Origin of the sequence: Peribacillus sp. NPDC101480 (genome assembly GCF_050277335.1) — a bacterium.
Classification (GTDB): domain Bacteria; phylum Bacillota; class Bacilli; order Bacillales; family DSM-1321; genus Peribacillus.
Genome location: NZ_JBNNSB010000009.1, coordinates 24251 through 45354, shown reverse-complemented (window position 1 = coordinate 45354; position 21104 = coordinate 24251). Strand labels below are relative to the sequence as shown.

At 33.4% G+C, this 21104-nt stretch carries 22 protein-coding genes and 2 pseudogenes; 5 read left to right on the top strand and 19 right to left on the bottom strand.

Annotation, left to right across the window (positions count from 1 at the left end; genetic code table 11):
- Positions 1-98: 98 nt before the first annotated feature.
- Together ACQKMF_RS23560 and ACQKMF_RS23555 are read right to left on the bottom strand one after the other, a co-directional pair.
- Positions 99-611, bottom strand: coding sequence for a GNAT family N-acetyltransferase (locus ACQKMF_RS23560; protein ID WP_101225793.1), 513 nt, complete (start codon positions 609-611; stop codon positions 99-101).
- Between the two features lie 37 nt (positions 612-648).
- Positions 649-1031, bottom strand: a pseudogene (locus ACQKMF_RS23555) (MarR family winged helix-turn-helix transcriptional regulator); the annotation flags it as partial.
- 115 nt (positions 1032-1146) lie between these two features.
- On the opposite strand from ACQKMF_RS23555, the gene ACQKMF_RS23550 reads away from it, so the two are divergent.
- A complete protein-coding gene (locus tag ACQKMF_RS23550) occupies positions 1147-1791 on the top strand; it encodes a YczE/YyaS/YitT family protein (protein ID WP_427575211.1) in 645 nt (214 codons plus the stop codon).
- Positions 1792-2223: 432 nt separating this feature from the next.
- Here the strand turns inward: ACQKMF_RS23550 and ACQKMF_RS23545 are convergent, their stop codons facing one another.
- Complete coding sequence (locus ACQKMF_RS23545) at positions 2224-2604, bottom strand: hypothetical protein (protein WP_427575209.1); 381 nt, start codon at positions 2602-2604, stop codon at positions 2224-2226.
- The gene (locus ACQKMF_RS23540; protein WP_101225789.1) at positions 2594-3088 is read right to left on the bottom strand and encodes a helix-turn-helix transcriptional regulator; all 495 of its coding nucleotides are present in this window, start codon (positions 3086-3088) and stop codon (positions 2594-2596) included. The genes ACQKMF_RS23545 and ACQKMF_RS23540 overlap by 11 nt, the downstream gene beginning before the upstream one ends.
- 346 nt (positions 3089-3434) lie before the next feature.
- On the opposite strand from ACQKMF_RS23540, the gene ACQKMF_RS23535 reads away from it, so the two are divergent.
- Positions 3435-3593, top strand: a complete 159-nt coding sequence (locus tag ACQKMF_RS23535) for a hypothetical protein (RefSeq protein WP_202190661.1) — start codon at positions 3435-3437, stop codon at positions 3591-3593.
- A 337-nt stretch (positions 3594-3930) separates the two neighbouring features.
- Here the strand turns inward: ACQKMF_RS23535 and ACQKMF_RS23530 are convergent, their stop codons facing one another.
- A complete protein-coding gene (locus ACQKMF_RS23530) occupies positions 3931-4791 on the bottom strand; it encodes a transporter substrate-binding domain-containing protein (protein ID WP_427575206.1) in 861 nt (286 codons plus the stop codon).
- Positions 4792-5489: 698 nt separating this feature from the next.
- Positions 5490-5876: a DUF1259 domain-containing protein gene (locus ACQKMF_RS23525; RefSeq protein ID WP_101225786.1), complete on the bottom strand. Its 387-nt coding sequence runs from the start codon at positions 5874-5876 to the stop codon at positions 5490-5492.
- Positions 5877-6177: 301 nt separating this feature from the next.
- Here ACQKMF_RS23525 and ACQKMF_RS23520 point away from each other — a divergent pair, with 301 nt between their 5' ends.
- Positions 6178-6465: a hypothetical protein gene (locus ACQKMF_RS23520; RefSeq protein WP_427575204.1), complete on the top strand. Its 288-nt coding sequence runs from the start codon at positions 6178-6180 to the stop codon at positions 6463-6465.
- 182 nt (positions 6466-6647) lie between these two features.
- Here the strand turns inward: ACQKMF_RS23520 and ACQKMF_RS23515 are convergent, their stop codons facing one another.
- The 3 genes from ACQKMF_RS23515 to ACQKMF_RS23505 form a co-directional block, all read right to left on the bottom strand.
- Positions 6648-7088, bottom strand: coding sequence for a cell wall hydrolase (locus ACQKMF_RS23515; protein ID WP_402940348.1), 441 nt, complete (start codon positions 7086-7088; stop codon positions 6648-6650).
- A 543-nt stretch (positions 7089-7631) separates the two neighbouring features.
- A complete protein-coding gene (locus ACQKMF_RS23510) occupies positions 7632-8933 on the bottom strand; it encodes a CitMHS family transporter (RefSeq protein ID WP_402940345.1) in 1302 nt (433 codons plus the stop codon).
- Between the two features lie 846 nt (positions 8934-9779).
- A complete protein-coding gene (locus ACQKMF_RS23505; protein ID WP_101225846.1) occupies positions 9780-10631 on the bottom strand; it encodes a MurR/RpiR family transcriptional regulator in 852 nt (283 codons plus the stop codon).
- A gap of 683 nt (positions 10632-11314) precedes the next feature.
- Here ACQKMF_RS23505 and ACQKMF_RS23500 point away from each other — a divergent pair.
- Both ACQKMF_RS23500 and ACQKMF_RS23495 read left to right on the top strand, forming a co-directional pair.
- Positions 11315-11995 (top strand): RraA family protein, encoded by a 681-nt coding sequence (locus tag ACQKMF_RS23500; RefSeq protein ID WP_101224748.1) that lies wholly within the window; start codon positions 11315-11317, stop codon positions 11993-11995.
- A gap of 20 nt (positions 11996-12015) precedes the next feature.
- Positions 12016-12909, top strand: coding sequence for a prephenate dehydrogenase/arogenate dehydrogenase family protein (locus ACQKMF_RS23495; protein ID WP_101224749.1), 894 nt, complete (start codon positions 12016-12018; stop codon positions 12907-12909).
- 781 nt (positions 12910-13690) lie between these two features.
- On the opposite strand, the gene ACQKMF_RS23490 is transcribed toward ACQKMF_RS23495, so the two are convergent.
- The 10 genes and pseudogenes from ACQKMF_RS23490 to ACQKMF_RS23445 all read right to left on the bottom strand — a co-directional run bounded on the left by ACQKMF_RS23490 (position 13691) and on the right by ACQKMF_RS23445 (position 20817).
- A complete protein-coding gene (locus tag ACQKMF_RS23490; protein WP_402940340.1) occupies positions 13691-13984 on the bottom strand; it encodes a hypothetical protein in 294 nt (97 codons plus the stop codon).
- Positions 13985-14163: 179 nt separating this feature from the next.
- Positions 14164-14652, bottom strand: a complete 489-nt coding sequence (locus tag ACQKMF_RS23485) for a DUF6584 family protein (protein WP_402942859.1) — start codon at positions 14650-14652, stop codon at positions 14164-14166.
- 180 nt (positions 14653-14832) lie between these two features.
- Positions 14833-15474 (bottom strand): HAD hydrolase-like protein, encoded by a 642-nt coding sequence (locus ACQKMF_RS23480; RefSeq protein ID WP_230177728.1) that lies wholly within the window; start codon positions 15472-15474, stop codon positions 14833-14835.
- Positions 15475-15628: 154 nt separating this feature from the next.
- On the bottom strand, positions 15629-15958 hold the full coding sequence (locus tag ACQKMF_RS23475) for a hypothetical protein (RefSeq protein WP_427575199.1): 330 nt from the start codon (positions 15956-15958) through the stop codon (positions 15629-15631).
- 59 nt (positions 15959-16017) lie between these two features.
- Positions 16018-16500: a hypothetical protein gene (locus ACQKMF_RS23470; RefSeq protein ID WP_427575197.1), complete on the bottom strand. Its 483-nt coding sequence runs from the start codon at positions 16498-16500 to the stop codon at positions 16018-16020.
- Positions 16501-16758: 258 nt separating this feature from the next.
- The gene (locus ACQKMF_RS23465; RefSeq protein WP_402940333.1) at positions 16759-17898 is read right to left on the bottom strand and encodes an FtsW/RodA/SpoVE family cell cycle protein; all 1140 of its coding nucleotides are present in this window, start codon (positions 17896-17898) and stop codon (positions 16759-16761) included.
- Positions 17899-18258: 360 nt separating this feature from the next.
- Positions 18259-18510 carry a cytochrome c biogenesis protein CcdA gene (locus ACQKMF_RS23460; protein ID WP_402940330.1) on the bottom strand — a complete coding sequence of 84 codons (252 nt, stop codon included), beginning with the start codon at positions 18508-18510 and terminating at the stop codon, positions 18259-18261.
- 151 nt (positions 18511-18661) lie between these two features.
- Positions 18662-18886 (bottom strand): annotated as a pseudogene (locus ACQKMF_RS23455) (DUF4440 domain-containing protein); the annotation flags it as partial.
- Between the two features lie 155 nt (positions 18887-19041).
- Positions 19042-19833 (bottom strand): phosphotransferase, encoded by a 792-nt coding sequence (locus ACQKMF_RS23450; RefSeq protein WP_402940324.1) that lies wholly within the window; start codon positions 19831-19833, stop codon positions 19042-19044.
- A 537-nt stretch (positions 19834-20370) separates the two neighbouring features.
- Complete coding sequence (locus tag ACQKMF_RS23445; RefSeq protein WP_402940321.1) at positions 20371-20817, bottom strand: GyrI-like domain-containing protein; 447 nt, start codon at positions 20815-20817, stop codon at positions 20371-20373.
- Positions 20818-21104 lie beyond the last annotated feature (287 nt).

The window sequence follows — 21104 nt, the reverse complement described above, 5'->3', positions numbered from 1 at the left end:
TATATGTGATTTTTTAAATCTCTTTTCCATCAGATCTGCCATTTGTTTGAATTTGGATTTCCTTCATTATTTATCAATGATGTACCTTTCAAGATAAATTATATGAGTGTTTTGGTCATTATAAAGTCCGTTTGTTCTTCATCACCCATATAAAAAGAATGGGCTCCAGTTTGTACAAACCCAATTTTCTGATAAAAGCCAATAGCATTTTCATTTTTTTCCCATACGCCCAGCCAGATTTTCTTTTTATTACGTTCCATTGCGATTTCCATAGCTTTATTTAACAGATATTTACCAAGCCCAAGTTTTTGAAATTTGTTCTTTATATAAATCCGCTCGATTTCAAGTGATTCATCACCCATTCCTTCAGTCTGAGCATCATTGGTATTGACCTTTAAATATCCAGCGACCTCATTATCAAAATAAACAAAAAAGAATTGTGAAGAAATATTGGATAATTCTTTTTCTAATTGTTTTAAGTTAAATGCCCTTTCCAAATAGGCATTCATATTCTCGGGAGAATTCTGATGCTTAAACGTCTCATTAAATGTTTCATAACTAATTTCTTGAAGTTTGCGTGTATCTTCAAGGGTACACTTTTTTATAGTCATTTAAATATATCGCTCCTTTATTTCTTCTAACTCTTTAAAGAAGATTGAAAATGGTTTCTACTTCTCTTTTGGAAAATACCTCTAATGCAACGATATTGGAATAATCATTTTCGCTTTTTATGAAAGGATAAACTTTATTCCCTTTCTCTGTTGGAAAGAGTTTTTTAATTTTTTTGTTATGTTTATCTTCTTTCTTTACAATAAATCATTGATTTCAAGTTTTTTTATAGCACGAGCTGCTGTTGTTCGATCTACTTTTATCATCTCAGCTAACTTTTCTTGAATGACGCCTGGGTTTTCACATATTCGAACAAGGTACAAATACTGCCCTTTTGTAAGGTCATATTCTTTAAATTCAATATTACTTATGGAATCTAATGCTCTTGCTATCATTCCAATTTCACGAAGAATTTCCTTCATAATTAACCCCTTAGTGTGTATTTTTGTTGCAAATGCAATAAAAATACCATATATTTAATTTAACTCAGCTTTGTTGCGTTTGCAACAAAAAAATATGATGGAGGGGCCTAGTAAAGTGAAATATGTTTTTTATGTATTGGGAATTATAATATTAACCCTTGGTATTTCTTTCACTATACAATCAGACCTTGGAACTTCACCTTTTGATGCACTTTTGGTGGGACTGTCCATAAATGTGGGGCTTACTGTGGGAAGTTGGGAAATAATAATAGCTTTAATATTGATATGCAGTAATTCATTTTTAAAAAGACAAAGACCTGAAGTATTGGGATTGTTAACAGCATTTATAACTGGTATCGGTATTGATATGTGGCTTTTTTTATTCCACAATTTGATAACACCTGAACTTTGGTACAGCAAAGTTGTTTGTTTTGGAATCGGCTTAGTTGTTATAGGATTAGGAACTGCAACATATTTACACACAAATTTTGCACCGATCCCAGTTGACCGATTAACATTAATCATACAAGAATTAACTAGAACAAATATATTCCTTTCGAGAACATTCATTTACCTCCTATTCTTGATATTGGCAATGATTTCAAATGGACCTATTGGCGTTGGAACTTTATTAACCGTTTGTTTAGGGGGGCTAATACTTAATTTCTTTATGCATTTTACTGAAAAAGTATTAGACCGCATATTAACACACTCCAGTACATCACCAAATTATGATAAAGATAAAAACCATTCATTATAGAATGGTTTCAGACTGTAGACAAATTCGAAGAAAAGCGAGAATGACTGAAGTTTTTTATTTTAAAAACGTTCCAGTTGATTTCAGAAATCGCTCCCTTTCCGCCGACTGCCTGCCAAGCCTCGTCGCCGCGAGCGGCTGCGGTGTCTCGGCTAGCCAGTAATTCGGCAGGAGTGTCGCAAATTTCTTCAATCCAATAAGGATTATAGTAAAAAAAACATTAAGTATAATCTAGTCTTGTTTGTTTTAAAATTTAGGTAGAACCCCTTTTGGTTTCTTGAACTAACCTGCCCCTATTAGAAAAACGGTTAAACTTTTTTTAAATCGGTACGACTTTATTGTAAATTAAACAACTATAAGAATAAAATAAGCCTACGACCCTTGCTATTAAAGGATGTAGGCTTTCTTTTATTTCAGTTATTTTTTGGCTTTTCTCTATTTTTTAAATGGAATTCTGGGTACTTCTTCTTTATATCGAGAATAAGTCGTTCCTGCGCTTTCCATTTCTGAGCATTGTTCATTACTGCAAGCAAACAGATAGGTTTGTATGTCAGTACGAACACTTACCTCAAAATAGTAGGGGAATACTCCACCTTTATTTTTATCCATGTTTGCATCAATAGCAATGATATTCTCTTTTTCTGCTAACCTTTTATACTCTTCACTCTCAATTGTTTTCAGTAACATTTCACTTAAAATAACCTTTTCTTCAGAGGAAGGTTCATACCTTTGTTCAGTCAGAAACCATTTTCCGAATATATAAAAATTCACACCTAAACTTATTATCAATAGAACAAGCAAAATCTTATTCTTCATATATCCCTATACCTTTGTCTATCTCGATATTCCCCATATCCTGTAATTCATTTAAACGACTTAAACTCTCTTCTTTATCAAAAGAACTATGCCAACGATAATCATATTGATCCAATATACGGTAATGGTTACTAATCAAATTTTGTTGCAAACGAAAATCCCCTCTAGACTCGATTTCTTTCCACCATATCTTACCACCCATTGTTTTTTCTTTAGGCGTACCACCATTTTTGCTAGCAATTAACTGAACAAAATCAACTGGATTGTCACCAATTGATGATATCAATAATTGGCTATGATTAAACAAAGCACAAAAGGCAACAACGGTGGTCCAATTGGCTTCTGTTCTTCTTTTTTCAATTTGAACTAGTGTTTTTTTTGAAATCCCTAGAATTTCAGACATCTTATCCTGAGAAAAACTTTGTTCTGTGCGAACAAGTTTCATTTTTTCTGATATTAAATTGATGAAGTCTTCTTTTTCCATATATACTAAATTCTCCTTTTTAGTGTAATTTTACACTAAAAGTATTGTTTTTCAACAAAAAAATACCTATTTGAATAACTTAAATTGTTTGAAGTCACTGCCCCTTTAGCTGCATAAGAAAAGGAACTGCTATTCCCTTCAATTCCACAAAATAATACGATGAAGTATGTAGAGCATCACTTGAGTTTCCGAGAGATGTTACTCGTTTTCAGGGCTATTTTTGCAAAAGTAATTTGCTTCAGTTTCTTCAACAATCGGGCCCAATTGTTAAAAAAATTTCAAATAGTACTCTTGAACTTTTTTGTAAATAATAAGATTGTCAAACAATAAATTGAGGAGGACTTGTATGCAACAAAATCAACCAGCTAAAGGAAACTTGGGTTCAATTATGAAACCGGAATTTGCCGGATCTGATGCACAAAAAGTAAAACAACAAATTCAAAAAGATGTAAGCGAAGGACAAGGTGCAATGACTTCCCGAGAGGCAGGAGCAATGCGCGATTAAAAAACACTCTGAGTGGATTTTTATTTTTCTGCTTGAAAATTAATGAGTTAGCCTGCCCCTTTAGTAAATTAAGGATGTTTTTTACATTTAAAAGGCCATCAAATGATGGCCTTTTTTTAAGGTACAAACACCGGTGGGAATTAAAGAATAGACTTTTGTGACATTATTTCTAATGTGCTATGGAAATTGGGGTGACCGGGCGTAATGTCCACAGAGTAATACTGAGACAAGCTTATAGTTTTATAAACCGTAAAAAACTTCTAATTCACTTCTAACCAAACTAAAGCACCTGTTAGCGAAAAAATGCTTCCCTACACGGCAGTTTTAAGGGCAGATTCTATTCCATCCACTTTTTGTAGAGAGCATCAAATTTCCCTTGGAGCTTCATTTCATCCATCCACATTTCCAAGTAGCTTGCATAAATGAAATCGCCTCTTGGGATCATATAACCTTTTTCACTGTTTGTGAAAGGCTTGTCAGTTTGAGCCGCATACAATCTTGGATCATCTTTTGCATACAGCATTGCTTCTACTGTGTCTGTGATCATAACATCATACGTACCATCTGCAACAAGATGTGGGATATCAAGATTGTTTTCTACAACCGTTACGTTAGCATTGCTTAGATACTGACGGACAAATTCTTCGTTTGTTCCGCCTGGATTTACGCCAATGCGTACAGAAGGCTTGTTAATATCTTCAATGGTAAGATACTTGTCTTTATTTTCCTTGCGAATCAAAGGCACCTTACCGAATGAAAGGTAACCTTGGGATACATAAGCGCTTTTTTGTCTGGCTGTGTTGCGAGTCACACCGCCCACAGCAATATCAAATTTGTCCGCTTGCAAGTCTTTCATCATCGCAGGCCATGTGGTAGCGACAAATTTCACCTCCACACCAAGGTCTTTGCCAAGCTCTTTGGCAGCGTCCACGTCAAAGCCTTCATACTCATTTGTTTCCGGGTTCAAATAGGTAAAGGGTTTGTAGTCCCCGGTCATTCCTACCCTGATGTATCCACGTTTGATAATTTCATCAAGCTGGGAAGACTCCACTTTTTTCAAATGCCCTGGTGCATTTTTAGCTGCCGGTTCAGCCGAGACGTTTTGCGAGGAGATCAGGTCGTGACTGGCGTACCCAGTACCTAGCAAGGATAAGCTGATCACTCCAGCCATCAGTGTTTTTTTCCAATTGTTAAACATTTGATTTCCCTCCGTTTGTTGTATTTTTATTAATCCATCAATTAATAAAAATACAACAAAATAAGAGAATCACCTTCAAAAAACAAACATTTTCCACAATTGATAGGAAAAGGACTACACATATTAGATATCTAAAATGTGTAGTCCTCATTTAATTGTATCTAGTTATGGTCCATAAAAAATCATAAATAGCATTAGAAATATGTTTAATACTAACAATATCTTACCAAAGAGATTTTTTATAGCTAAAACAGAAAATACACAAGAAATCAAGAATGCGAAAATTGCTATTTTTGGTGTAAAGTACACAAGGTCTAAAATGCCTATCATAGGAAAATACAAAAGAAAAATGCTAATAAATAGAAATATCATTGAAAATATTAATGCTATCGTGATATAAGTAAAAGTCCTAAGTTTTTTGAGATGTTGTTTCTCATAACTATTATCAACCATTTTCCCCTCCTGATATTAAGTTAGTTTATTCCTTAAAATCAACCTTTACCGAATACTATTCTTTAGCTGAACAATAAATACCTTCTTCCACTAATCTGCCCGATGGTTGCATAAGAAAAAGCTGCCTTAAAGACAGCTCCGATCTTCAGTTAACGCACCTTTAGTTCAACAAAACTCGGTTTTTACCGTGATCAGTTTATAGCTGCTTTTATGACAGCTCCGTTTTACCATTAGTGGGAAATCCATTAGTTCCTTAACGCTTTTCTGACTTTCCTTGCAAAAACTAATGGATCATCAACAGCTTCGATATTAACGTAAACCAAATTCGGATTATCGAATAGCCACTCATTGTGTACGGATGAAACTATTATTCCTTGTTTAAGAATGGAAGCAACAAAATTCCCGACTTCTTTTTGCAAGAGTGCTACCCTGCCTAGGCACAATGCTCGTCCAGTCTGATTATCTCTGGATTCATATGAGAAAGAAGAGGTTACACTAAAACGTTCCCCTAAAATTTTTACTTTTATTTCATTTCGATTTATGGTTGCCACACATTTGCCACCCGCAAATCCTTCTTGGCCGCCGATAATCCTAGCAAACTTTTGACAAATCAATTCATCATTAGATGCCAATCTATTCATCTCCTCCCTAGTATTAATAGGATATGAACTAATGAATAGATCCGAAACGGATATGCATCTATTTTGAAATATTAATGACATTTTTTATAGCTAATTAAAACTACCCTGCTTACATTAGCTCCATAAGAAAAAGGCCAATCGCCACAGCTATTAACGAACACACCCGTTAGTTCTATAAGACTTATCACAGATTTGACACAGACTGTGAATAAAAATATTTAAAGAAAACAGGAGAATCAACTGCCTTTTTTGAATATAATCTTTGAACTATAATAAGTAGGGAGACGGTGTAGTGAGCGATATAGACAAACGAAACAGATTAAGTGAAGAACCATTTACTTATCGAATAACGAAAAAAGGAACAGTAGTAATCTATTACAAAGGTAAACAAATTAAATTTTTAAAGGATAGGGAGGCTCTTCGTCTAATAGAAAGAATCAATGAAGTTGAAAATATAATAACAGAACTACAGTTATTGTTAGCTAAAATTACGGGTAACTTTAAACGGGTAACGAGAAGTTGGGTAAAAATAAATAAACTAAGCCTTCGTATTTCGAGTACACAACGCTTATGGAACTAACCTGCCCCGTTTATTGCATAGAAAAGGAGCTGCCTTAAGTAAACTCCGATCTTCAGCTAACGCACCCGTTAGCTGAAGTACAATAATTCACAATCTTACTTTTTTAGATAAAAACTATTACTAAAAGTTTTATATTGTATAAATATTTTAAATATGTAAAAAAGCTTACTCAAAGAGTAAGCTTAACCTCTATAAACACTATCACATGTTCCAGGTTTTGGTTCATAAAAACAATGGTCTTTAAATTGACCAGTATGTGGCTGATCATACCATGTTGGAGGGCATGGAGCATATGGATTAAAATACCAAAGCGCATATCTAGCCGGATGCTGTCTCCAGTGCTTCAAATTCTGTTCTGCTAATCTTCTTTCAATACCTCTCGCTCTTTGATAAAATACATTCCCTTTTTGAACAGCTTCAAAAGAATAATTTCCTCCTTGTACTTGATAAATGACTTGTGGAATTGTTCTTAAACCTTTAAAGTCTAAACAATTAGCTACAAGACGATTCACAATTACATTTCCAACATATAACATTCCTAGTTGTCCTTCACCTTCGGCTTCTGCTCTCATCATCCTTGCCATTAAGTCAACGTCTGAACTTCGGTAGTTTGCTCTTGTCATTTTTTTCACCCCAAAAATATTGTATGAAAAATAGCCTACAGTCATGTCATTATTTATGTAATATAAATGCTTAGTTATAATAACTTACAGCTTTTAAGTAAAATGAAAACTATTGCATTCTTTTTTCCCCTTTAATTCAACTAACCTGCCCCGTTAGTTCCATAAGAAAAAGGCTGCCGAAACAACCCCTGTTAATGAACTTAGGCACCCGTTAGTTTAAGTACAAAATTTCAATTACTTTTTCTATATAAAAGCTATACCGTATTCACTGTTTTTTTAGTAAAGATCAGCAAAAAAAATTAATTATTCATCTGCATTACCCATTGCTATACCAAGGCCTACTAAGCATCCTGGACTTCTTTTAAAGCTTTTGTACGCTGCTTAATCCTGGTGCATTAGAAGTTAATTAAAAAGTAAAATCAACTTTAGTACTTTATAAATAAGAGTGAAATAAAATAGTTACAATAATAAGTAATTCTAGACCAATAAAAGAGAGAGCTATTTTGAATTACTAGCTCTCTGCAATTTATTATGTTTATATGATTAAATGGATAGTACTCCGAACAAAACACCAACAATTATCATAACTAATGCTGTACCTATCGCATACTTGGCTGTAAAGCGAATATGATCACCTATTTCTATACCAAGAAGCCCCATTAATATATAGATAGAACCTTGGAGTGGACTTAACAAGTGCAAGGGTTGTCCTAATAAAGAAGCTTGTCCAACTTCCATCGGATGGATACCGAAGTTGGCAGCTGTTTCTGCCATAATCGGAATAATCCCGAAATAAAAGGGAGCATTAGCCATGAAAAATGTAAATGGCATGCTTATAAGTGCAACAATGACTGTTAATTTTGGTCCGAGAGAGTCTGGAATAACTGCTATTAGGGTATCTGCCATCGCGCTAACCATGCCAGTACCATCTATAATCCCAGTAAATACACCTGCTGCAAATATCATGGAGACAACAGTTAATATATTACCTGCATGTGCGTGTAAGCGATCCTTCTGGTCCTGCAAGTTTGGATAATTTACAATCATGACGATGGCAAAGCCGAGCATGAATAACGCAGGCAACGGTAGGAAGCCCGTAAGTAAAGCTGCCAATACTAAAATCGTAAGGCCTAGGTTAAACCAAAATAATTTAGGTCGTTTTATTGATGAGTCCATTCCTACCTCAAGTGCAGCAGCAAGTTCTTCTTCATTAAAGCTAGCTTCAATATTGATAACTCCTAATCTCTTACGCTCACGTCGACCCAAGAAGTATGCCACTCCTAAAATCCATAACACACCCGCAATCATAGAAGGAATGATTGGCAAAAGCAAGTCTATTATATCCACTTTTACCGCCGCCGTAGCTTGGGCAGCTGGTCCACCCCACGGTAACAAGTTCATAACCCCCATCGCTAACGCAGGAATGCAGGCCAAAATGAGTTTATTCATACCCAGTTTATTATATAAAGGAAGAAAAGCTGTTACTACAATAAGGTAGGTAATAGTACCATCACCATCTAAAGCAACTACCAATGATAAAATCGCAGTGCCCAGCACAATTTTTAATGGGTCACCGCCTACCATTTTTAAAATTTTTGATACTAGTGGATCAAATAATCCTGTATCAATTAATACACCAAAATAAAGAATGGCAAAAATAATCATAATAGCAGTAGGAGCTATAGTCTCTAGACCTTTTAACATCATCGGTCCTAAATCCGTAAATCCTGCAATTAGCGCAAAAATTATTGGAACAACCGTAAGTGCACTGAATGCTGATAAGCGCTTACTCATGATTAAATACATAAAGACCACAATCATGGCAAATCCCAGAAATGTTAACATAGTATGCCCCCTCTTTATCTTCCCTGACTTTTTAGAATACATGTTGAATACGTTATATCGAATCATATATGAAAATTTTCAATAATATAAGTTAGCACTGCTTAATGGACTCTTAACACCACTTCATTGTAAGGGTTTACAAAACTGACATTATTGAATTCCCCTGTAATTGTTGCTATGAACCATATCTTGAAGTACTAGTAATTATACATCCAATTGAACATTAGATCCGTTAAGATAATATTACCAATACGCTGGTATCTTGCTCTTTTAATAGTCTGATCTGATTTTTACAGTTTTAAATTATTCACTTAATTACACCTCTTTTTCATTTAAAATTTTTTTATGAATCACCACTTTAATTAAAGAGTGCTCATTACATGTAAGAAATTTTTCTAATAGTTAAAGTAACATAAAGATCATTTATTATCTGTAAACAAAAAACTCAAAAAGATAACGTTTTCAAAAACCTTTAATTTTAAAAATAAAGCAATATTCGATGATTCTTAGATTCCAATAGTCATTCAGCATATTATAATAATTTCTTTTGTAAAAAAATTCAGGCATATACTGGTGATATTTTTAACAAAACCATAAATTGGAGAAAACTAACTATATCTCTAAGAATTAACGTCCTTTTTCGTAGTAATATTTTTTACCTTTATAGTTTATGTTGTAATATTTTTAACTATTAAAAGCATACTATCATGGATGCTTATTGAAAGTAAACCTTTTTTTATCAAGCAGAGAGTAGATGATGGTGAGTAGGATATCTGGTTAAGAAGAAATAAAAAGATGATAGGAGCAAGGGTTCAATTGAATCCTTGCTCCTATCATCTTTTAAATTTAATCACTATAGTGATAATTCATTTTGGTAAGAATTGAATTAATTTCATCAAGACGATTTTTTGTTTTTTCAGGATAATTAATGGCTATTGCGCTTACAAGATAATCTGCTACAAGCATAGATGCTATTGGTGAATTATGAAAAGCGATACTACTAGAATTACATGGCAATACTAAATCCGAATACTTAACTAGAGGAGAAGAATAACTATCAGTAATAGAAATAATTTGTGCCTTATTGTCTTTAGCTACCATCGCGAATTCAACAATTCTTCTAGCGTATCTTGGAAAAGAGGTTGCGATGACTAAATCCTTCGAAGTAAAATTAATTCCTTTGTCAACCCAATCGCTTAAATCAGCAACAATCAATTCACAGTTTCCAAGTAGACGATTAAGTCCAAAAGTTAAATGTTGTGCCACTGGTAATCCACTTCTCACACTGGTACAAAATATTCGATCTGCAGACACAATCATTTCCATCGTTTTATTTAAACTCTCCGTGGAAATCATCTCTACTGTAGATTGAATATTATCGAGTTGACTTTCTGCAGAGCGAATCCACAAATCACTTTCATTTAAATCTTTCAAATTTGCCTCTAATCTAATTTGAGGAGCTGCTCTATTACGTAAAAGTTCCTGAAGTCCTTTTTGAAATTCAGTATATCCCGAATAATTCAGACTAAAAGTCAATCTCATAATGGTGGTAGTACTAGTTCCTACAATTCCAGCCAACTGATCAACGGTTAAAAAAGCGACATCCACAGGATTTTTAATAATATAGTCCGCAACTCTTTGTTGTGTTTCTGTTAATTCTGATATCTTGTTTTTTAATTTTATTATTGGGTTTTCCATAAGATTCGCTCCAATTGAACATATTATAGTGTAAATTTTATATTTTTTTATTCCAATAAAGTATTTATTACGATATTTAATTGAATTTTAGCATTTTTATTTATTAATGTAAAAAGGAGTCCCTTAAATAAGAGTATTAATAATTTCCTTACCTGAAACTTCTAGAACGTATCCATAAACGTTATGCATGATTACTTCATAAGTAGTAAATAAAATTAATTTCTTTTAGAACTTCGGAATAAATGAGCTAATAAAGGTGATTGAACCTTTCAAGTTAACAATCTAATTCGCTTTCTTTGTTCTTAAGCCCTTTTTCTTCTTAAAATTCAGTTTCTTTTCAATGTCATTAAAAAAAAGGGTTTACTTTAATAAATAACGCTGTTAGTATACATTTAAGTTATTAGTAATAAATATTACCCCCAAACAAGTTTTAGTAATATTTATTACTTTGAAACTGAAGTTAACAAAAATAGTGGATTTTCCAATGACCTACAACTCTTTTTTTGTCAATAAACTTAGTAAAATAACGTGACAAAGTGTTGAAAAGACAGGAGATACACTAAAAATTATGTAGTTTTTGAAAGCGTTATCTTAGTTGATAGTACATCAAAGATAACAAGTTACATTTAGTAGCTAATTGTTTAGTTATTGGAAACATAAAAAAGTAAAAGGAGTGCATGTCATTGAGTAACTTAGCACCGTTATTGTCGGAAGAAATTATCGAAAGAGCAAAACGTCTTAACACTACACTTATATCAGATGCGATGGGATGTACAGGTTCTATGGATTATAAAATAAAGCCTGTAGCACCAGGTATGAAAGTAGTTGGTACTGCTCTAACAGTAAGCTTAAGACCTGGAGATAATTTGTTCCTTCATCAAGCTATCTATGATGGGAAAGAAGGTTATGTATTAGTTGCGGATGGAAAAGGACATACTTCAAACGCCTACCTTGGAGAATTGATGGCAGGAGCTGCGAAAGCCATTGGACTTGAAGGAGTCATCATTGATGGATTAGTTCGTGATAAAGAAACACTTAGCCAATTAAAATTCCCTATTTTTGCAAAAGGATTTATTCCAAACGGTCCTCTTAAAGATGGTCCTGGTGAGCTTCATAAACCTATTTCTTGTGGAGGGGTATCTGTAATTCCAGGAGATTTGATCATTGGTGATGATGATGGTGTTATTGTGGTTCCAAGAGACAAGATTGAAGTGGCTCTTTCTAAGGCAGAGAAAAAACTAGATTATGAGAAAACGCGCATAGAAACCATTACAGCTTATGAAACAACCCGCAAGCAAGGTAAACCAGAAGGAAGCATTGAACCTCCTTGGTTGAGAGAACAAATAAAAGCGTATGGACTATAAAAAGAAGGGAGAACTTTAGAATGAAATTGGGTTTTATTGGATTTGGAGAAGCAGCCTTTGAATTATCCGTTGGATTAAAACAAGAAGGTTTAGAGAAGATCCTCGCTCATGATGTCATGTTAGACCATCCTACTTTCGGTCCGCAAATAAAAGAACGGGCTATACAAGCGCAAGTGGAGCTTCGTTCCGATCCCGAGGGCGTATTAAATGAAGTTGATGTAGTCATGGTAGCAGTACCAGCTGATAAAGCTTATGAGGTTAGCGAAGTGTTAAAACTTCATCTGAAGAAAGATTGTATTTACGTTGATGTATCGGCTTCGACTCCTGTAGTAAAACAAAATATTAACAAAAACATACAAGAAAAAAAAGCATTTTTTGTCGACGCAGCAATGTTAGGACCCTTACCAGTTTATAAACATAAAGTTCCTATTTCAGCAAGTGGTAACGGAGTAGATCGGCTTATCGCCTTAATGACTCCATACGGCATGGATATAACTAAGGTGAGTGAGAATCCTGGCGACGCTTCTGCTATAAAACTAGTCCGTAGTATTTATATGAAGGGAGTAGCCGCGCTTTATTTAGAGTTGTTAGAGGCCGCCCATGAATTTAATATAGAAGAATTGGTTTTAGATTCGATAAGTGAAACTATGGATAGCAAGAGCTTTAAAGAAACCATGAATCGATTAGTAACGGGAACGTCTATTCATGCATTAAGAAGATCAATTGAACTAGATGGTTCTATCCAAATGTTAGAAGCTTCTAATCTTAATTCAGTCATGTCTAAGGCAGCAAAAAACAAATTAGAAAGATTAGCTACATTCAATTTGAAAGAGAAGTTTAAAGGACAAAAGCCGAATCATTGGTTAGAAGTCATTAAAGCATGCAAAGAAGAAAATACAATTGTAAGAAGTTAAATGAAATAAGCTATATCACTAGGGTACCACCATTGGTACCTGTTCCTTTGTGCTTCGAATCAATAACACCTTCCCTTTGATTTTACATTATCTACCTAAGAGAATATTGATTTTTTGTGCGACAATTTTTTATGATGGTAACTTTGTTTATCTTCCCAACGCTATTACACAAAACAGAGCAACCCTTCGAAGATGGAGATTTTATAACTGAACTTCAATTATCAAGACCAAAATTATAAAAACCTTAATATTAAAGGAGAGCACATATTAACCATGAATAATATGTACTCTCCTTTTATCTTTTTACGAACTAAAGCACCTGTCAGTTAAAAAGAAAATGGCCTAGCAGGATGAGAAAAGATTAGCGATTTCCTGATAACTAAGTCATACAAGTAATTAGCTACATTGCCCATTCTCAAAGCTATTACTACTGAACTAATTGCAATTACAGCTAAACTCAACTCACAACTTTTATAGTTCTAATCTCCTCAATCTGAACTATTTATGAGCATATATTCTGCAACGAAAATAATTAAGCCTCGTGCAACTATCATGCCCCCTTAGTTCCATAAAGAAAAAAGCCACCACATGGCAACTCTATATCTCAACTAATGGACCTGTTTATTCAAACAATAATATCAAATCACAAAATTCATAGTAACTATCTAATAATTCTTCGCTTCTGTTTTCTGCTTCTTTCTCATCCATTTCCTTATTTTCTAGCCATTGTTGATAATGGATTATTTCATGAGCCGTGCTGCGTAAAATTGCCCATAAAGCATTATTTTTTCCTTTCTGAAACTAATTCTTCATAATCTCCTGTTGCAATTCTTATGTAAGGTTCAACAGTTTTATCATAAGGTGCAAAAAAAGTAGCATTTGCCAGTTCTCTTGTATCTCTGGTTTTAAGTTGAGAATCCGTTTTTAGATATACAACAACCCTTATAGGAAATTCCATGTATATACGTAACCAAACCGCAAAGCTTAAACAAGTTCGTATTACTGATGGATTTACATCCTTCTCACACCTGACTCTTAATCCTGAGCGTAGATATTGCACATCATTTGTGGTCATAGCTAATCACCTTTAGCTTCATTTTATTGCATAATTCGCTATCTTACCGAAATTTCCTTCTCCCCAACCTTCCCCGATAGTTGCATAAAGAAAAAGCTGCCTTAAAGACAGCTCCGATTTCCTGCCAACGCACGCGTTAGGGAGAACAACAACTATAAATACCTCGCAGATTCTAGGGATCAAAAAAACCAGCTAAAGAGAGTGTAAATTCCGATTAATGTAAAGAAAATGATTAATATTAATATCGTGATACACCCAATAGTAAATAACTTATCCTCCAATGTCTCATCAGGTTCTTCCGTTAATTTTTCTTTAACTTTATTTTGTATAGGAGAAATTGCTTGATCTTGCAGTCTTTTTATTATTTCACTATCTCCTTTAAATTTTAGAACTCTTGCTATTCTAATAGGATCGTTACCCATAGAATTTTCAAACTGAATACACGCATCTACCATTTCAGGTGTCTTATTCTTTTCTAGATACCAATATCGACCGGCCATCGAAGGGTATTTTAATACAAAATAAATGTCCCCCAACTTTCTGCGAAGTTCTAACTCATTAGGATAGGTGGAAATTAACCCGTGTAGTCTATCCCTTGCTTTCCCTAAATCATTTTTTTCAATGTCCTCTTCTATCTTCTTAATCGTTTTAACAGGTACCTTTTCTATACAAACACCTCATTATCCTTTTTCTTTATAGTCTTTACTTCTAGATAGTTCAAAATAGTTCCTTCTTCAACTAACCTGCCCCGATAGTTCATTAAGGGTATTTTTTCACTTTAATGCGAATGTATGATAATGCTAAGAATCGTATTTTCAAAAGGCCGCCAATTGGCAGCCTTTTGAAGTTTAAACTAACTCTAAGATTTCTTTGAAATTATTCACTACAAAATCAGCTTGTTTTAATTCATCTTCTTGAGCAAAGTCAAAGTTCACACCAACGGCAATAAGTTCATTATCCTTAGCAGCAGTTATATCTGAAGAACGATCTCCGACAACGTAACCTTTTCCAATTTGATTTTTACTTTTCACCATTTGCACTAAATCAGACTTATGCCCAGATTTAATCAGTTGGATACTATATGTATTTTGAATAAATCTATCCAAATTATAGGTTTCTACAATTGCTTGTAAATATTCTATCTGTCCATTGCTGGCAATAAATAAGGGATACTTTTTACATAACTCATTTAATGTTCTCTCCACATCAGCATATAATGCACCTTTTTGTGCTTGGATTAGTTCAATAAGCTTTTTATGAAAAATCTCATTGCTCTTTACTCGTATTTCTAGTGAGTGGTTTGGGCAAAGTGTTTCCCATACAACTGGTAGAGGGACACCCATAATTCCCCTATATTGCTCAATCGGTGTTATTGTATCCCATAAACTTTCTTTTCGTAGTACATCAAATGTTTCTTCAAGGGCAGGTTCTAAAATTAAATTTGTTTGAAATAAGGTTCCATCCATATCAAAAATAATTGCTTTACTCATTGAAAATTCCCCTCCCTCTATCTCTCAGTAAAACATAATATAATTTTTAAAAAGCGCTGCCTTAAAGACAACTCCAATCTTCAGCTAACGCACCCGTTTGTTCTATAAGAAAAGCGAACCTTATTCAAAAATCGTGCCCGATTGCAATATAAAATTATGTCATCATATCTTTCATTTTCATATTTAAATCATCATAATCTTCTTTTTTAAAAGATACTGTTACTCTAGCCAGTCTTTCCGAATTTGGATAGTGGTACATTTGTTGATTGAATCTTATCCCTAAAGGTCCAATTATTTGGTAAATCAGATTTAAAATATTAAAACAATCTAAGTCTACTCCATCTTTTAAATGGTTCTTTATACTAACAACCATTAAGTTCTCGATAACTTCAAATTTGGGCTTCCGGGGAGAAATATTTTTGATTTTGCAAAGTCTCTTTACAACTTGCTTAAAAACATCTGAATCCCCAATATTTCCCCCCAAAAAAACACCCTTTATTTTTTAACTTTTATACTTATATATTCCATTTTACGGAAAAATTTTCACCACTCAAATTCAGGATTAAACTCTTCCGGATCCATCATTGCTTTTGTGTAGGTTACCGGTTTTTCGTTCGGCATAGTGATAGTTAATTCTGTTCTATCCTTGTTTAACTCTAAAGTTATAAATGAAGTCCGATTGGTCTTTTCTTTGCTGTATAATACCGCAGTCATTTTGTTTCCCGTGGATTCTGCTAATTTAAAGTATCTGATATCCTTTTTTTCGTTTTTCTTTTTGATATTTTCGTACTTTAGCTCATCGCCATTAGATGAAATCACTATGTATGACTTATCTGTCATCCAACCGCCGTAAATATGATACTTGGTTACTTCATAAGATGGAACGCTGTTAGTTCTTGTGGGTTCTTCCTTAGTTGTTCCTTCTTGGTTATCTACCTTATCAGTATGTTTGACTTGTTCTGTCTCACAAGCAGCAAGACTACCTAAAAGCAGGAGCCCCACTGTGATCTTTTTCAAAGTAAACAAAGGCCTATCCTCCTAAAAAATGGATGTGAATTCCAAACCATTAAATGATCCACCTTAACATTGAGTGTTGAAGACAATAACCTAAATATAATACCACAATATTCCAATTTCTTATAGAACTAACCTGCCCATTTAGTTGCATAAGGCTTTATTGAGTTGACAAAGACTGAGACATAAAAAAAAGACGGTTTTACCGTCTAATAAATAGCTTTCTTTATAAAAACATACCTAGAATTAATCCTGGAATACTTAGCCATCTTAATCAAACATAAAGGTTTTTTTTCGATAGCTTATTGAAAAGACTAACCCCATCGCTAACATATTACCAATTAATGAGCTTCCTCCATAACTTATAAAAGGTAATGGTATTCCTGTTATAGGTACTAGGCCTATATTCATCCCTATATTCTCAAAAACATGGAAAAAAATCATAGAAGTAACACCGGTACATATGTAAGATTCAAAACTATTTTTTACGTCTAGAGCTAACTTCACTATACTCGAAATAAGGAGAAAATAAATTGTTACTAAAATACTAGCTCCAAAGAAACCATATTTAGAAGAAATAACGCTAAATATAAAATCCGTATGTGCTTCAGGAACATATATACCCTTTTCCAGATAACCATATACCCCTCCTGAACCAATGGCTAATAATGCTTTGGTTAGATTATAGCCTTCACCTGATGCATAAGATTCTGGATCGATCCAAGCATAAATTCTTCCTAATTGATATGTTGCGAAACCCATTGATTGAAGCATTTCAGGGTTGAAAAAGACTAAGTATATAAGAATACTAGAAATCAAGGAAATAATAATAAAAATAACACTAATAATTTTCCATGAAATGCCCGAAATAATAAAAATCCCAGTAAAAATACATATTAATACTAAAGACGTACCTAAATCTGGTTGTAGCATAATTAAAAGTATAGGAAGAGCTGTAGCAGCTCCCATCTTAATTAACAGTAACAAATCTGTTTTTAAAGTTTTATCTAAATATTTTTCATGATGTTTTTGTACTAAGAAACTTAAACAAATTATTAAAGATATTTTTGTGAATTCAGCTGGTTGTAGAGATCCGATTCCCGGAAGTTGAAACCAGCTTTTGGCTCCATTTATTTCACGAGCTATTGATTCAGGTGCCAAAATTAACGTGATTAATAGAATTATGCTAAATGAGTATATAAACCAATTCAAGCGAAAGATCTGTTCAGAATCTAAATACATAATTCCTGCAATTATTCCGATCCCCACTATATACCAGGTTATTTGTCTAAATAAAAAATTCCCTTCATATTGACCAAAATCTTGAGCATTTAATATAGCTATACAACTTGTTATAAATAGTAAAAGTAAAAGTGTAATTAGGTTGTAATCCAACTTTGAATTTTTCATTTTTTCCCCTTGTAAATATTATCTTTTAACTTAACTTAATTTTACTAAAAATGTAATTTTTTAAATAAAAGTATGGAGGATAACCAATTAAAAAAGGCTTAAAATGTTATCTTTTTTTGTTTTGTTTTATGATTTTATTTTTTCTTTTTATTTGTTCTGTGATTAAATTTTTTCAGTAACATTTCCACATTTACATATTATTTCACAAAAAGTAATTAAAAGTATACAAGTAATTCATAATATCAATAATAATTCTTTAGAGAAGAAATTCTTATTAAACTAACCTGCCCCTTTAGTGCCTAAGAAAAAGGCTGCCTAGCAACCTTCCTTATTGAAGTAAAGCACCCGTTTCTATTAGCATTAGAAACCCGTAAAGCCACCAAATACATTATTTATTAGATAAGATGTAATCTTGGTCATCCAATCAAAAAATAAGACAATCCCCATAATAATTGTTATATAACCACCAAATTGAGCTATTTTGTGGTTATATTTTTTTATCCATCCTGATTTTCCTATAAAAAATGACATTGTTAAGAAAGGTATGGAAAACCCAAGAATATAAGCAATCATATATAATAAACCTTGTCCAGTCGATAAACATTCAGGCATACTTATCAGTATTCTCTTGTTATTTGGCTGAAAAACGTGAAAAAACTTAAAACAGGAGATTTAGCAGAATATAAAATATGTATTAACGGATGTGAAGGAGTTGATTGAGTAATAGGAGAATTCAATGAGTGTCGTTATCAAAGGGGACGAAAGAAAATGGATGTATATCAAAATCACTCAATGTCATCTTTACCTCCCCTATTCCTTCTTCGCCAATCCCCTCATCTTTGTACAAGACTTTACCAGAACTTCCAAATTCAAAAAAATTGTCTGCAAGTAAATTATTAAGCTCTTTTTTAGATGTACGAATTTCTGGTTTTAACAACTTCTCTTCCAGTTGACGTAAATGTTCTTTTAACGAAGATTCACTTTCCATTTTCCACTCCCCTTTTTTGTCCATTATAAAAATATCCCAAATACTCGCTTTTCCCTCTTCAAGCTAACCTGCCCCGTTTGTGGCATGAGAAGTAAGCTGCTGATCAGCTCCTGTTTATGAAGTTAAGCACCGGTTAGTTCAACAAAAATCTACCCTTAAATCCACTCTTTTCCATGTTGTCGAATGAATCTGATATCATTTTCATAATGCTCGAGATGCCCTTCAGCAATCATTTTTTGAAAAGCAGTATCACCTTCACTGGCTTTTCTTGTAATGGTTTTACATAACCCTTCTAATCGTAGCAATACCATTTCCAAATAATTTTCTTCTATTCCCTCACCGTAAGAATCAAAAAACAATCTAACTCTTTGTTTTATACAGTTAGCATGCTGTAATGAATTATAATAAACTTTCTCACCTGTTTCAGAAAGATAAAATTTACTTAAGGGGACGCAAGTATAAAGAGAATAAGCTATGTCCCAAAGTCTTGGACCAGGTCCAGCAACATCAAAATCAATAATGCCCATTGGTCTTTCATTATTAAAAATAATGTTGTACATCGCAAAATCATTATGGCATAGTACTTCAAATTGTTGGGGGGTGTTATCTATCGATTCCCAGCTACCATCAAATGAAAAATCACTGACAGAATCATGATAAAGACGGAGCATTTTCGCTATTTCTATTAAGACATCTTCAGACCACATGTATTCCTTTAAAGGATAATTACCAGCTTCTCCTTCAATAAATGATAATATCTCTCTTCCTTTTTCATCAATACCTAAAAACTTTGGTGCATAACTGAAACCTTTGCTCTCCAAATGCTTTAATAGCTTATGAATTTTGGGACTATATGGCTTTAATTCTCGTCGAACAGTATCTCCCGAACGATAAACATTTGAAACATTCCCTCCAGTTAGCATTTCTTCGTTTTCATGGTTTGACATCTATATATTCCTCTCAACTTATGACTTTCTATAATCCGTAAACTGTTCAACTATCCTGCCCCCTCAATTCATTAAGTAAAGGCTGCCACATCCGCCAGCCTCAATTCTCAACTATTGCACCTATATTTAAATTATTGAAAGTTATTACCTTTTTATGATTTTGGCAATCTTGAAAATTCCAAAGCCGCAAAGAGTTATGATACCCATTATGATAATTGGTATTAAAATATTAAATGACATTAAATCATCTCCCTACAAATTATGTAAGTTATTTCTATATCCATATAATACCACATTAAAAACATCTACTTATGGAACTATCCTGCCCCGATAGTTCCATAAGAAAAAGCTGCCTTAAAGACAGCTCTGTTCTAAAACTAACCACCCGTTAGCTTAAGTACATTCTTTCACCAACTTTTGTTATTCCAAATTGGGCAAATTTTCATAATTGTAAACTACTCGAGGTGCATAAAAAAATGACCCTTATTTTCTTTCACTAAACTACCCGTTTGTTGAAGAAGGCTTTTGATTTGTCTTTTAAGCTTGAATTGGTAAATAAATCTGTACTTCTTCATCTCCTTCCCCCATAGGGTGATATGTCTCGATAATATAAGAATCGAGATCTCTTTGATAACCTTGTTCTTCTGCCCAATTCAATAAATTCAAATGAAGTTCCCCCAAATTAGATATATTCCCTCTTGTAGTTATGTAACTTTTATTTATTTCAATATAATCCATTCCTATTGGTACTTCATTTAATTTCTCACTCACAATTAACCCTACATAATAATGACCTATCCTATGCTCCTCATCCTTTTTAGGCTCAAATAATGCAATTTCGTTCTCTGTTAGATTTAGGATTTCGTTTAATCGACTTAATAGTTGCTTTGCAAGCAAGGGTACTAAATTACCAAAGTTAACAAACTCCCCACTACCTTTTAATCCAACAAGCTTAAATTCTTTTTTAACCATCATAAACGACATATTAAACTCTCCTATTCACATAAAAATTCCATAATATTCTAATTTTATTTGTTCAACAAAAAATCCTTACTTCCTGCATTGAAGTAAGGATTTCATACTGATTTCTGTAACTGTTATTCAACTAACCTGCCCCTTTAGTTCATTAAGGGGTAAGGAAACGATTCGCTGATTAAGAGGCCACTCTGGAAATTATAGTAATTTAAAGATAACCTAACCTACCTCCGATGATAGGTTTTTTATTTTAGTATAAAATGAAGTTATCAAAAAGTTCTTACAAAGAGAAGGAA